Source organism: Olivibacter jilunii (assembly GCF_900607235.1).
Classification (GTDB): domain Bacteria; phylum Bacteroidota; class Bacteroidia; order Sphingobacteriales; family Sphingobacteriaceae; genus Olivibacter; species Olivibacter oleidegradans.
The window spans coordinates 208,330-221,964 of sequence record NZ_LR027848.1; the positions used below are offsets into that span (position 1 = coordinate 208,330).

Annotated in this window: 12 protein-coding genes; 7 read left to right on the forward strand and 5 right to left on the reverse strand. The window is 42.2% G+C overall.

Translation table 11 applies throughout. From position 1 onward, the window contains the following. From E0E36_RS00885 to E0E36_RS00905, 5 genes are all read right to left on the reverse strand, one after another. On the reverse strand, positions 1–642 hold the full coding sequence (locus tag E0E36_RS00885; RefSeq protein WP_013664960.1) for a TetR/AcrR family transcriptional regulator: 642 nt from the start codon (positions 640–642) through the stop codon (positions 1–3). A 389-nt stretch (positions 643–1,031) separates the two neighbouring features. Then, on the reverse strand, positions 1,032–1,637 hold the full coding sequence (locus E0E36_RS00890; RefSeq protein ID WP_130854428.1) for an RDD family protein: 606 nt from the start codon (positions 1,635–1,637) through the stop codon (positions 1,032–1,034). A 247-nt stretch (positions 1,638–1,884) separates the two neighbouring features. Further along, positions 1,885–2,835: a LiaF transmembrane domain-containing protein gene (locus E0E36_RS00895; RefSeq protein ID WP_130854429.1), complete on the reverse strand. Its 951-nt coding sequence runs from the start codon at positions 2,833–2,835 to the stop codon at positions 1,885–1,887. An 89-nt stretch (positions 2,836–2,924) separates the two neighbouring features. Next, positions 2,925–3,473 (reverse strand): PspC domain-containing protein, encoded by a 549-nt coding sequence (locus tag E0E36_RS00900; protein ID WP_130854430.1) that lies wholly within the window; start codon positions 3,471–3,473, stop codon positions 2,925–2,927. A gap of 145 nt (positions 3,474–3,618) precedes the next feature. Next, on the reverse strand, positions 3,619–4,326 hold the full coding sequence (locus tag E0E36_RS00905) for an SDR family oxidoreductase (RefSeq protein ID WP_130854431.1): 708 nt from the start codon (positions 4,324–4,326) through the stop codon (positions 3,619–3,621). Positions 4,327–4,493: 167 nt separating this feature from the next. Here E0E36_RS00905 and E0E36_RS00910 point away from each other — a divergent pair, with 167 nt between their 5' ends. The 7 genes from E0E36_RS00910 to E0E36_RS00945 all read left to right on the forward strand — a co-directional run bounded on the left by E0E36_RS00910 (position 4,494) and on the right by E0E36_RS00945 (position 13,635). Beyond that, complete coding sequence (locus tag E0E36_RS00910) at positions 4,494–5,228, forward strand: MlaE family ABC transporter permease (RefSeq protein ID WP_013664955.1); 735 nt, start codon at positions 4,494–4,496, stop codon at positions 5,226–5,228. Positions 5,229–5,305: 77 nt separating this feature from the next. After that, a complete protein-coding gene (locus E0E36_RS00915; RefSeq protein WP_013664954.1) occupies positions 5,306–6,058 on the forward strand; it encodes an ABC transporter ATP-binding protein in 753 nt (250 codons plus the stop codon). A 159-nt stretch (positions 6,059–6,217) separates the two neighbouring features. After that, positions 6,218–7,111 carry a class I SAM-dependent methyltransferase gene (locus E0E36_RS00920; protein WP_130854432.1) on the forward strand — a complete coding sequence of 298 codons (894 nt, stop codon included), beginning with the start codon at positions 6,218–6,220 and terminating at the stop codon, positions 7,109–7,111. A gap of 277 nt (positions 7,112–7,388) precedes the next feature. Then, entirely contained in the window at positions 7,389–8,036 is a 648-nt protein-coding gene (locus E0E36_RS00925) for a DUF6266 family protein (protein WP_130854433.1), read from the forward strand. Between the two features lie 324 nt (positions 8,037–8,360). Next, on the forward strand, positions 8,361–8,942 hold the full coding sequence (locus E0E36_RS00935; RefSeq protein ID WP_013664951.1) for an RNA polymerase sigma factor: 582 nt from the start codon (positions 8,361–8,363) through the stop codon (positions 8,940–8,942). A 92-nt stretch (positions 8,943–9,034) separates the two neighbouring features. Further along, the gene (locus tag E0E36_RS00940; protein WP_130854435.1) at positions 9,035–10,030 is read left to right on the forward strand and encodes a FecR family protein; all 996 of its coding nucleotides are present in this window, start codon (positions 9,035–9,037) and stop codon (positions 10,028–10,030) included. A gap of 173 nt (positions 10,031–10,203) precedes the next feature. Then, the gene (locus tag E0E36_RS00945) at positions 10,204–13,635 is read left to right on the forward strand and encodes a TonB-dependent receptor (RefSeq protein ID WP_130854436.1); all 3,432 of its coding nucleotides are present in this window, start codon (positions 10,204–10,206) and stop codon (positions 13,633–13,635) included.

Below are 13,635 nucleotides of genomic sequence, written 5' to 3' on the forward strand. Positions count from 1 at the left end.
TTATCTTTTTAATTCCGGTTGGGTCAGGTAAGCAATGAACATTTGCTTGAGATGATTCCGCAGTATTTTGATTTTTTCCTGTTGAAAATTCTCGGCTTCCGAGCCTTCCAGCTTGGCATTTTGTGCTTCGTAGCGACAATTGGCGAGCATCTGATTCACACTTCCAATCAATACGGAGGATAAAAAGAACACGTTTACATCCTTACGAAAAACACCAAGCCGCTGTCCCGCCTTTACAGCTCGCTCCATGAGCTTCCGGTTTTTGGTTTTCATCTCAAAAATCATATCAAACAGCGGTCCTTCCTGTAAAATACTGGCTTCGCGGGTCATAAGTCGATTAAATCGTTGCCTACTGTAGAGCGTGTCAATAAATACATCGATTATCTGTTCGACTTTTTCAAAGGCTGTACTGTCCTTTTCATAAAGAATACTCTCTAATTTGCCCGTAATAAACGTAAAGTGCTTTTTAAAAAGGGCTTCCAGCAATTTTTCTTTCGATCCGAAGTAGTAGGACACCATGGCTACATTGACTTCCGCGGCCTGTGCAATATCGCGGATGGAGGTCTTATCATATCCCTTCTCTGAAAATAAACGAAGGGCGGTGTCCATAATCAAAAGCTGCTTCTCACTGTATTCAGTCATCACTTAATGAATTAATGGGCGCAAAGTTAAACAAACGTTTAATTCAAACAAGCGTTTAACTCATTTGATAACATTAACGTAACACGCATCTGAAATAATCTATTGAAAATCAACAAATTATGAATTGTCTTTTTTTTGTAAAACGATTTCGTGTTGTTGAGTGACGGAATTAATGATGAATAACCGAACAAAGTGTGTTCATGAACACTTAAAAAACAGATAGTGAATAATTAGCTAATGGGATAATTATTCATTAGTGTTAACTTCAAAGGGCATTATTCATAGTCAATTACTTTTTTATTGGCATTCATGAGCTCATTGCACTCGGTTCATGAGCTCCCCTAGGGTCGGTTAGCCAATGTAAGCAGAAAAACCATTGCCAATCGCTGCTAAATAAGTCTTCCTTTAATCACTAAAGTGCGCGCTAATTTGTCGTGGACACACTGTTGCTTACGATCCATAAAGCCAATTAAATAACTCACGCCTAAAGTCAGTAAGCCTGTAATTTTGGCCATATTTCTCCAAAGCGCTCTTCCAAAGCCGATAGGATTGCCTTTCGTGTCGGTTACTTTAATTTGCAACAGCAATTTTCCAGGTGAAGCGTTTTTAGCGGAGCCCTCACCGATCACACATATAATGAATTTGAATAAAGGAACTGTCAATAGGCCGAAAAGGAGGTAAGTCCATTGCTCCTGTTTATGCTCGGCTTTGATCACAATCGCCAGGGCGAAACAACAGTAAATGAGAAAAGCGAAAAAATAGTCGATGGCCGCAGCTAGTAGCCTAACATCTAAGGTAGCATAGTATTGAGGCAGCGCCCGTTCGTATGCTATGCCCAATTTTGTACTGAGATCCGGAATTTCCCTCAGTTCTTTGTAATCATCCCAACCGTCTTCCTTGATAAAGTCTGTACCCACTAATCCCATCGTCCTTAGTTCCGATAAACTAAGTGGTCCAAATGGTTTGCCATTTTTTACTATGTAGTATGCTGTCAAATTAAAAAGTAAAAAGTCAAAATTAAAAATTCAAAAAGCCTCCCTCCCGGAAGATGGCCCGCTCCAGCAGGGATGACCTGTCTCCCGGAGGGATGATAAAAAACATCCTACCTTACACCAATCTCATCCAACAGCTCATACCTAAAATCTAAAACGTTATGCGCTAAACCGCTAACGCCTAAAACCTAATACCTTAATACCTCATGCTCTAAGCCCTAAAGCTCATGCCCAAAACCCTACACCTCCACTAATATCTTTTTACCGAAAATGAACTAAGCCCACCCTTTAAATCAATTAAATATTTATTTCCTGCCTGTTCAAAGCCTTCCGTTATATAAGACCCATCGTTCTGTTTAATAAATCCGGGAAATTCCTTAGAAGATAATCCGGACTTCACATCAATCCGGGCAGCGGCTTCCTTGGGAATTTCTATTTCTACGCTTGCTACACCTGACTCTGCGTCAATGATTGACTCGCCAATCGGCATACCCAGTTTTGTCTCAAAAGAAGCAGCGCCTCCTTTGAGCGTAAGGCGTTCAATTTTATATCGGCTTAAGTCGAAATCGACGGCTCCGGCTCCGACATCCACTCTGATAGTCCAAAGCGGGTTGGTATTCAAAGACATCTCAACCTCATTGTTTCCCTCACCATCGATATTCCAGTTCTTTTTCTTTACATCCTTCATTCTAAAGGTCAATTCAGCCACCGAGTCTTTGGTAGTCGTTTGAAGTACATGCCCCGAAAAAACACCACGCGAATGCGCGCTAAACAGTTCCGCGGCCTCCCCATCCATCTTGTACTCAACGGCACCACCTTTGATTTCGAGGTGGGCTTTTCGAATGCTTGGGCTATAGGGGCTCGAAAAATCCGCATTTTTCACCTCCCCGGCGATGTCGTTATCCCCCCGGTCTTTATTATCACCGCCGTCTTCATAGCTTATATGCCCTCCCCATATTCTACTCGGTTTTGATACCTGAAAGCCTATAAAAATCAAAACCGCAATAGTTGCAACCACTGAGATGGCATTGCCTACCCCATGCTTAGGTAACAGCAAGTTAACCCCCAGAATGATCAGAAACACCGGCCAAAAACGCCATAAACTCGACCAATAAAAAGAGATAACTCCCGTGTTACTTAATAGCCACATGACGCCGATAAAAAGCAGCACCAATCCCCAATTTAATCTTTCTCTATTCATATTCAATATATCTTAACGGTCGACACCAAGGAGCACGACCTATTGCTCCGTTTTATACCACAGCGTTACAGTTTGTTTTATGTACGCAGCTACGAAGGTTGTTCCGATTCGCTCTCTTCCGGTTTTTCCTTATCCTTAGGTTGTGCTATCAGTGGCTCTTCCGCTGCCTGACCTTTTCCGAGCTTGAAAGAGCTAAAGATGCTTATCAGTCCACCCACCACAAAAACAAGCGGCCAGTATTTGATAAGCTCCTCCCAAGTAATAAAATCCAATTGCAATAACAAAAAGAAAGTACCAATGAGCAGCAACGCGACGCCTACCGACCTTCGTTCCCTCTGTTTTCGCCGTTCCAAGTGATGGAATACATCCTCTCCTCCTACCGTAAACGTCTTCTCCATGTGCGGCCGGCCGTAGGGTTCCTGAAACCCGGGAAAAACAAAAGGTTTACGAGGTACTACAATCCACATAATCACATAGGCGATCGGACCTATCAGGCCAATCCCCGCAGCACTAAAAAATATGCTGAGTACAAAAATCACCCGTATCCAGGCCTTATCAATACCCAGATATTCCCCCAGGCCGGCACAGACGCCACCAAGCATGCCTTCCTGTTCATTTCTCCTAAGTTCCTTTTCCATGGTTATAAGCTATATGCTGTAATTTTTAGCCATCGGAAATCAGCTTCACTTTAGGCTTGAGCCATAGACGATAAGCTTTAAGCTTGCCCACCATCACATTGGCTAATCATTGGCTCATCGCCACATCACCGCTTCCAACACCCAACTAAATCTCCAAATCGAGCGGCCTGATAACGATTTCATCCACATTAGCTCCTTTGCTCATCTTTAAGCAAGTCACTACGGCATCTGCAATATCCTCCGCTGCTACAAATTTCTCAGAAGGGATATCCACACCCTCCCAAGAAGAAGTATACGTAGAGCCCGGAATAATTTCTGTAACCTTAACCCCATATGTTCCAAGCTCTTGCCTCAATATAGCTGTTAGACCATGTACTGCATACTTTGTTACACTGTATGAAGCAGCTTTTACAAAAGGCGATTTACCGGCTACCGATCCGACATTGAAAACGTGTCCACTCTTTCTTTGACACATTTTCTTACCAAAATAAACAGCCAAATAATGCGTACACAGCACGTTAACCGCCAAGTGATCGGCCAAAGATTCGGGTGATTCCTCCAAAAAGCCCCCCGGTACAAAAAGTCCGACGTTATTCACTAAGACATCCAAGTGAGAAAAAAAAGCATCGGTTTGCAGGGCCAGTGCTTTCACTTGCTGCTGATCCTTACAATCTGCAACCTGATAATAAAAACGTTGATTCGGATACCGGGATTCAAGCGCTGATTGTAAGGTAAGTAAGTCATTTTCTGTTCTGGCAGACAGCAAAATATCAAATCCTTCTTTTGCCAAAGCACAGGCAATGCTCTTTCCAATTCCTTTGGTGGCACCCGTAATGAGCGCACATTTTTTCATATCGTTATAAATTATTAATGTTGATTGTTCGCTTTAGGCTCTTTGCCCAACAAACAAATATATCAAATTGCTGTTTGTATTTCTGTTTAGCCAGCCGAATCGCTAAATTGCATATGAATGCAATTTTATATAAGTTTGGTGATAATATATTTTCTTGAGACACATATATGTTTTTTACGAGCTTCGGCAAATATCTTTTACTGTTAAAATCAGTTTTTAAAAAACCTGAAAAAGCGAGTATTTACTGGAAAGAGATTATGCATGAGATGAACAGTATCGGCGTAGGCTCTTTGGGCTTGATCGCCATTATTTCTACGTTCATAGGTGCGGTTATGACCATGCAGATCGCTTTTCAATTAGTGTCTGATCTTATTCCAAACTCCATCATAGGCCAAATCAACCGCGACTCGAGTATATTGGAATTAAGTCCTACCATCTCTGCGCTCGTTTTGGCAGGAAAAGTAGGTTCGTCCATCTCTTCCCAAATCGGTTCTATGCGTGTTACCGAACAGATTGATGCCTTGGAAATCATGGGAATTAATGCTCCCGGCTACTTAATTTTACCAAAGATCTTAGCGGGCATTACCATGGTACCGGTTCTGGTTATCCTATCTATATTTTTGGCACTGAGTGGTGGCTTGATCGGTGGCGCCCTTTCCGGAGCTGTAACGCCAGCTGATTATATTATGGGTATTACAGGAGACTTCAACGGCTATACCGTGGCGGTAGCCTTGGTAAAGGCATTTGTATTCGGTTTTGTGATTACATCCGTAGCTGCTTATCATGGTTTCTATGTAAAAGGAGGCGCTTTGGAAGTTGGGCAAGCGAGTACAAAAAGTGTCGTCGTCAGCTGTATTATGATCTTGGCCACGGATTATGTAATTACAGCGTTAATGCTCTAAAAAGCGATTAGTTATTACCATTAGCCCTTAGCTAAACGAGCTAATATATAAAAGCTAACGGCTAAAAACCAAAAACAATGATTAACGTTCAGGACATATATAAATCCTTTGGTGACAATGATGTGCTTAGAGGCATATCTGCCAAATTTGAAGCCGGTAAAATCAGTTTAATCATCGGAGGCTCCGGCTCAGGAAAGAGCACCTTACTCAAGTGCATGGTTGGTTTGCATGAGCCAAACAAAGGAAAAGTGCTTTATCAGGACCAGGACTTTACCCGGATGAATTTTGAAGAGCGTATTCCAATCCGAAAGGAAATTGGCATGCTTTTTCAAAACTCAGCCCTATTCGATTCGATGACAGTAGAGGAGAATATCACTTTTCCTTTACAGATGTTCAGTGACATGAGCAAAAAAGAGCGCATTGAACGCGCTAATTTCTGTTTAGAACGTGTAAATCTGGAAGGGCGGAATAAACTTTATCCTGCAGAACTTTCAGGCGGGATGAAAAAACGGGTTGGGATTGCCCGAGCCATTGCCATGACGCCCAAATACCTTTTTTGCGATGAGCCCAATTCCGGTCTGGATCCACGTACTTCCATTGTCATTGACGAACTAATCCAAGACATTACAGAAGAATACAACACAACAACCGTTGTTGTTACACATGATATGAACTCGGTAATGGGCATCGGTCAATATATATTATTTCTATATCAAGGAGAAAAGAAATGGGAAGGATCGAACAAAGAAATTGCCCATACCGACGTTGAGGAGCTAAACGATTTTGTTTTCGCCAGTCCATTCATGAAAATAGCCAAGGAGAAGTTTTAGTAAAGCTGTAGGCTATATGCATTAGGCCTTAGGAGCGTAAGATTCTAGGCTTATTGCTTTGTAGCTTGGAACTTATCGCTTCCACCTAGCCTATAGCATAAAGCTTAATACCTCTTATAACCAATAACAAATCATTATCTTTGCCAAAAAATTAACGCTTTGACACAGACATCCAGCATACAGCTTTTGACTCCTCAATATTGGAAAGACTATGAATTGATTGATTCCGGAAATTTTGAAAAATTGGAACGCTTCGGTCAGCTTGTACTGATTCGTCCGGAACCGCAAGCAGTTTGGCCAAAAGCGCTGAATGAAGGAGAATGGAACAAACTTCACCATATCCGTTTCAAAGGCCGTTCGGCTACTACCGGAGACTGGCTCAAGAAGGATGCTAAAATAGCTGATAGATGGCATATCACCTATAAAAATCCTGACGTAGAAATTAAGTTCCGGCTGGGACTTACCTCCTTTAAACACGTAGGCATATTCCCCGAGCAAGCGGTTAATTGGGACTATATCTCATCGACTGTCAAATCCTTTAAAACGCCAAAGCCAAAAGTTTTAAACCTCTTTGCTTACACCGGCGGAGCTTCGTTGATCGCTCGGGCCGCAGGCGCCGATACGACTCATGTTGACTCCATTAAACAAGTGGTTACCTGGGCAAATGAAAACCAGGAACTCTCGGGTTTAGCAGATATACGCTGGGTTGTAGAAGACGCTTTAAAATTTGTTAAGCGCGAACTAAAAAGAGGGAATAAATATAATGGTATTATCCTTGATCCACCAGCTTACGGCCACGGCCCCAAAGGGGAGAAATGGAAATTAGAAGACCACATTACCGAAATGATGTTGGATGTGGTTAAGTTATTAGACCCCAAGGAACATTTTTTAATCCTCAACACATATTCCCTAGGTTTTTCCTCTGTAATCGTGGAAAATCTTATCAAAAGCGCTTTCCCTTCGGTCAAAAATTTAGAGACGGGCGAATTATTCCTTCAAGCCACTGCTGGAAGTAAATTACCTTTAGGCGTATTTGGAAAATTCAGAAGCTAACGTGAAATAGCACCACCTACAGTTGCTTACAATTAATACTTAAGTCGCGGCCCTTTTTCAGTCCGGATAATATCCCTTTTATTATTGTCGTTACTTTTATTTTGGAAATCAGTAGGATTTTATTCGGACCTTGTTCGGAGCTTATTCGGATAAAAGCAAATAAAATCCTAATTTTTTCCGAATTTTAATAAAATAGTTACTAGTTTAGTAGTATAAATCGTATATCAACATCTCTAAAGTTGATATTGTATCTAGGAACCTTTAATGATAATCCGTCATGGGAAGAGTAACTAATGGAGCTAACGGCCCAATTTCAGGAAAAGTAGGAAGCGTTGTATTCTGCAAGTGGAAAGGAATCGACTATGTTCGTGGATTACCGCGTATCAACAAAAACCGAAAACCTACCAAATCACAAGCCAAGCAGCGCAGCAAGTTTAGCTTTATGCAAGAAAAGTTGAAACCCATAGTTCCTCTTGTTCGTTTAGGTTTTATGAACTACGCGACTAATAGAACCGGTCACAATTCAGCCATGTCGTATAACTTGAAGGAAGCTGTTTTAGAAACAACCGATGGTTATAAATTGGACTACGAAAAGTTCTGTTTTAGCAAAGGAATCCTTCCTCCACCCGAAGGTGTTCAGGTCGAGCAGAAGAATAAGAAGCTTTATATTAGTTGGAAAAATACATCCATAGACTCTAAACTGAACCGGAACCGAACCATGCTGCTCTTATATCCGGAAGACAGGTTAACTTTCGCAGAAGCAAAACAATTCGGGAATTGTAGGTTTGAACTGCATGACGAGATCGCACTACCTGCAGGACTTAAAATTGGCACGAAGCTTCACCTTTATTTGTCATTTTTTGCTACGGATGGTAGCAACAATAGTTCAGATAGCGTATACGCGGGCGTTATAGAAATTCAATAATTTTCCTACCTTTACTTTAAGCAGGTTCTTATTCCCTGTCGAATAACATTATTTGACACGACGGTCCTCTTTTGTTGCTAAAACGGTAACAAGACACTCCTTTGTACGTCTTAATAATCATGGAACACAACGAAATCCCAAAAAAGAATAAATTCATTGTCTGGCTTAAACGGCTTGGTTTCTGGGGTTTTCTTTTCTTTTTACTGAAAGGAATTTTGTGGCTGATATTGGGCTACTGGGTGTTTAAGCAATAGTAAAGCCAGCTATTTTTTAATTTTTAGTTTTTTATGCTTACTATTGCTATGAACAAACCTAATGCATATCATGATTCATTCACACGAAGAGGAAAAAAGTCTAATTCTTCTTATCAAGGATGGGAATGAAGTTGCCTTTCGCCAAATTTATGATCGCTATCGAACAAAAATTGTCAGTTTTGCCTATCGGTTTCTAAAAAATGAAGAAGATGCAGAAGAAGTCATGCAAGAAACCTTCATTCGCTTTTGGCAAGCAAGGGATAGATTGGATCATAGCTTTACCGCAGCACCACTTTTATTTACTATTTCCCGTCGACTTGTATTAAATGAATTGCGAAAAATTGCCCAATCGGAGAAGGCTATTGCGGAGTTATTGGAAAAATCCGACAGACTAGATCATCTTTCGCAGGATATCATGGCTGCAAAAGAAATCGATGAAAAATCTAAAGAAGCGCTGAATCAACTTTCACCACAACAGAAAACAATTTTCTGCCTCAGTAGGTATGAAGGACTAAGCCATGATCAAATTGCCGAACGATTACAAATCTCTCCTCATACGGTTAACAATCATTTGGTAGAAGGCCTGAAAAAAATCCGAAAACATTTGTTACGATACGGCTTAATCCATTTTTTTCTCCTTTTCTATTTTTGATTTAAAAAATTTTCCCGGTAGCCTAGTTATCCTTTAGCTTTCCTGTGTATTGACTTATAAAGAGCTTTGACGAAGCTTCAAAAAGGTCACATATGGATCAAACACGCCTACGCGAACTATTGGAAAAACTAGCGAGTGATCGCATTACGGCAGAGGAGCTGCATAGGTTAATGCAGGCTGTTCAGGACGACACCTATACAGAGGAGCTTGATCAGGCATTAAGGCGGTTTCAGGATTTACCGATCATCCCCCACTTGGATGACCAAGAACAATCCCTCAAAAGTTATCAGCAGATTACTTCCGATAAGCGATTTTTACAAGCTCGCAAACAAAAACGCCTCTATCTGACTTGGGTTGCGGCTTCACTGGCCTTGATATTAGTCGGTGCGCTTTTATATCAAAGGCTGTCTTCTCCACGGGAACATTTACGGAATGCATTTACCACTACCTGGACGGCCCCATTGGGCGAGCAACGACAAATTGAGTTGCCTGACGGTACCTCCGTTTGGCTAAATGCAGGTAGCCGATTAGATATTCCGCGCAACTATAACGATAACGATAGGCGCGTGGTTTTAGCCGGAGAAGCTTATTTTGATGTTCAATCCAACAAACAAAAGCCATTCACTGTGGAAACAGGTTCTCTTATCACTAAAGTATTGGGAACCGCATTCAACATTAACAGCTTCGATGCATCGCATATCGCTGTAACAGTCCGGCAAGGGAAAATAGCCGTTCAGCATCAGGCTGAAACTGTATCCTTGTTAACCGCAAATCAACAGTTGATTTATAATGTCCATACCAATCACAAGCAAGTACATGATGTAAATGCCACTGCTATGATTGCTTGGATTCATCAGCGATTGCGCTTCGATAACATAAGCATGGCAGATGCAGGAAAGGCCTTGGAAAGATGGAGTAACAAGACCTTCATTTATCGTAATGACGCCATCCGCGGTTGTCATTTTACCGTGTCCTTCCATGAAGGAGAGAATTTGCGGGAAATGTTAAATGTCATTAGTGCACTGAACAACTTTAAATATGAAATAAAAAATGACACCGTGTACCTCGATGGTAATGGCTGTGAATAGCGTTCCGCTTAAACCCTAAAAAAAAATGATGAACAGACGAACATATCCTCCCTAAAAAGGCAGTCACATTGGCGGCAACCAATGTGACTACACATGCAAATAAGGGATTCTTGCGGCAATCCCTCAGTATTAAACCCAATCTTAACTAGAGATAAGCTTAATTATGCAAAATTATGAATTTTAAACCAACCTATCTCATTTTTATTATGAGAACAGCCAGTCTTATAGCCTTTTTGATACTTTTTTCTTTTGGCCTGTTGCTAGCTGAAAAAACCAAAGGCCAATCCATTTATAAGGACTACATTTCCTTTTCTCATCAAGGCTCGCTGGAAAGCGCCCTTTTAAAGATCGAGTCGCTCAGCAACTATCGTTTCGCCTATAAAGCCAAAGAGGTAAAAAACTACCAAACGATATCGATATCACCCGCCAAACGTTCAGTTGCCAATGTTCTGGATAGGTTATTAAAAGGCACCTCTTTATCATATCAATTGCAAGGCGATTATATCCTGCTGAAAGAGAAGAAGGAAGGTCTGCCAAAGTCCATTAGTGATCAGCAGGATTTTCCTGTTAGCGGAAAAGTGCTTGATGAGGCAAAACAGCCCTTAATTGGCGTATCCATTAAAGTAAAAGGCACCAATGTAGCCAGTCGTACCGACGATCAAGGCCACTTTATGGTCAACGCCACTCCTCAATCCATTCTGTCTATTAGCTACTTAGGCTACGAATCCCAAGAAGTGGCAGTTGGAAATGGGCAAGACTTACAGATTGTACTTAAATCAATAGAGGCCGCTTTGGACGAAGTGGTGGTAGTTGGCTATGGAACACAACGTAAACGCGATTTAACCGGTGCCGTTGGGCAAGTGAGCGGCACGGACCTCCGTAATATGCCAATTCGAAATGCGACAGAGGCCCTACAAGGTCAAACGGCAGGTGTACAAATCACTTCTACCGGCGGAAGCCCCGGCACACCTCCTGCTGTTCGAATTCGTGGAATAGGTACGGTAAACGATAACAATCCACTCTATGTGGTAGATGGACTTCCTCAGAATGACATCGGTTGGTTAAATCCCAATGATATTGTGTCCATTGAAGTCTTAAAAGATGCGTCGGCTACCGCCATATACGGTTCAAGGGCAGCCAATGGGGTCGTTATGGTTACCACGGCGAAGGGGAACGCTGATGGTGACAAGCTAAACAGCCAAATATCACTGGATAGTTATATCGGCATCCAAAATCCGATAAAAACTTATGAGATGATGAACGCTTCGGAGTTTATGGACTACAAGAATCTAGCAAATATCAATGCAGGTTTAGATCCCTATTTTTCGGAACAAAACAAGGCAGAGGTGTTACAATTTCTGCGTGCCAACACAGGAAGTGAAGCGGGTACCAATTGGTGGCAAGCGATCAATAATAAGAATGCCTTAGTGCAAAATCATGATATCGCCATTTCCGGTGGTGTTAAAGATTTAGCCTATCGGACCAGCTTGAGTTATATGGATCAAGAAGGGATTATCAATGGATCGGACTATGATCGATTATCTTGGCGGACTAATTTCAACCATAATTTACGCAGCTGGCTAAAACTATCGGGGAATATTGGACTCATTAATGAAGGTAGAGGCAATGTGCTTGAAAACAGCCCAGGTTTCAATACCGCTTTTATCGCTTTCGTAGCCGATCCGATCTCACCCGTGTATCGGACTAATTTAGTAGACGTTCCCGACTTTTTACGATCGGGATTGTTCCTTGATCGCATTGATCAAAACAATCCATGGTCGTTTTACAGTCCCATTTTAATGACTAACAAGGAGAATCCGGTAGCCCAGACCGAGATCTACAAAAACAATCGATGGAAGGGAACGGCTATTAAGGGAGGTGGATCAATTGACATACAGCCCTTAAGCTGGTTAAAACTGAGAAGTAACTTTGGCGTGGATTTAGCCAGAGGGACCTCGGATTATTTTTCACCGAAATATTATTTAGATGGCGATCAATTCAATGTGGACGCCACGGTAAGTAAATCCAATTCAAAGACGGATTACTATGTGTGGGAGAACACAGCCACATTTGATAAAGAATTCGCCGATCACCACGTAACGTTCTTGGTGGGTACCTCGGCAGAACAATGGAAAAGCGAATCCTCCAGCGCCTCGAAACAAGGGTTAGTATCCAATGATCCCAGTCAGTGGATCATTGATGCCGGCACCATTAATCCGCAGGCATCCGGTACCAAATGGGAGATGGCACTTAATTCTTACTTCAGTCGGCTTTTCTACGCTTATAAGGACCGCTATATGCTTACGGCAAATTTCCGCTACGATGGTTCCTCCAACTTTGGCGAGGATAAAAAATGGGGAGCTTTTCCTTCACTTTCCGCTGGATGGAATTTTGCTGAAGAAGACTTTATTAAGCAATGGTCGTGGCTCAATTTAGGGAAGCTTCGGGTAAGTTGGGGAAAGATAGGTAACCAAAACATCAGTCGAGGTGCTTATCTAACCACCTTTTCGGGCAATATGGGCTATTATCTATTCGGTCCACGCAATCCACAGTTAATCGGTGGCAGTAATTACATCGGAAATGCGGGGATAAAATGGGAGCAGACTGAGCAGCTGGATATTGGCTTAGATTTAGCCTTCTTGAACAACAAGCTGAACCTAACAATAGATGCCTATCGCAAAACCACGGATGGGATGTTACTGAATGTTCCTTTGCCGGCTTACCTCGGCTTTCCGAATAGTCCCTGGTCCAACGCCGGTGGCGTCCGTAATAGCGGATTGGAATTCGATCTTTCGTACCGTAATAAAATCGGAGATTTTGGTTATTCCATTGCTGCCAATGCATCAACCTTTAAAAACAAGGTCTTGAGTTTAGGTGGGGGTGAGCCTATTACCGGTGGTGGTTGGATCAGCTACACAACTACCCTGACCGAAGAAGGCATGCCGATCGGTTATTTCTACGGCTTCAGGACAAATGGCATTTTCCAATCGCAACAAGAAGCCGATGATTATATTCAAGAAGGCGCCCGTCCAGGAGATTTGCGTTTTGTAGATGTCAACGGTGACGGGACCATCAACAATGCCGATCGCACGAATTTGGGTGATCCCTTTCCTGATCTGACCTACGGACTCCGTTTAGGAGCAGATTATAAGCACTTCGACTTTCAGCTGTTAATGCAAGGTACCTTAGGCAATAAAATCATGAACATTGCTAAGATCGACATGAAGTCGGGAGTAGGCTGGTACAATGCGCCGAAAGAGTTGTTAACCGAGGCCTGGTCACCAAGTAATCCAAGTCACACGCAGTTCGCGATCAACGCTTCCAATCAGAACAATTTGCAAATATCCGATTGGTTAGTGGAAAATGGGTCATACCTACGGATAAAGAGTGTGCAATTAGGGTATACGCTGCCGGATGCTTGGCTAGCAAAGGCCAAAATTCAACGTATTCGCGTGTGGACAGGAGCGTACAACCTCCTCACCTTCACTTCCTATTCAGGTCTCGACCCTGAGATTGGCAGCGGTTCCCCCTTAAGTATGGGAGTAGATCAAGGTTATTACCCACAGGCAAGATCATTTATGTTTGGTATCAATGCAAACTTTTAG

Coding starts and splice junctions, on each gene's coding strand:
- E0E36_RS00885 (WP_013664960.1), bottom strand. CDS start 642: ATGACTGAATACAGTGAGAAGCAGCTTTTGATTATGGACACCGCCCTT.
- E0E36_RS00895 (WP_130854429.1), bottom strand. CDS start 2,835: ATGAATAGAGAAAGATTAAATTGGGGATTGGTGCTGCTTTTTATCGGC.
- E0E36_RS00900 (WP_130854430.1), bottom strand. CDS start 3,473: ATGGAAAAGGAACTTAGGAGAAATGAACAGGAAGGCATGCTTGGTGGC.
- E0E36_RS00905 (WP_130854431.1), bottom strand. CDS start 4,326: ATGAAAAAATGTGCGCTCATTACGGGTGCCACCAAAGGAATTGGAAAG.
- E0E36_RS00910 (WP_013664955.1), top strand. CDS start 4,494: ATGTTTTTTACGAGCTTCGGCAAATATCTTTTACTGTTAAAATCAGTT.
- E0E36_RS00915 (WP_013664954.1), top strand. CDS start 5,306: ATGATTAACGTTCAGGACATATATAAATCCTTTGGTGACAATGATGTG.
- E0E36_RS00925 (WP_130854433.1), top strand. CDS start 7,389: ATGGGAAGAGTAACTAATGGAGCTAACGGCCCAATTTCAGGAAAAGTA.
- E0E36_RS00935 (WP_013664951.1), top strand. CDS start 8,361: ATGATTCATTCACACGAAGAGGAAAAAAGTCTAATTCTTCTTATCAAG.
- E0E36_RS00940 (WP_130854435.1), top strand. CDS start 9,035: ATGGATCAAACACGCCTACGCGAACTATTGGAAAAACTAGCGAGTGAT.
- E0E36_RS00945 (WP_130854436.1), top strand. CDS start 10,204: ATGAATTTTAAACCAACCTATCTCATTTTTATTATGAGAACAGCCAGT.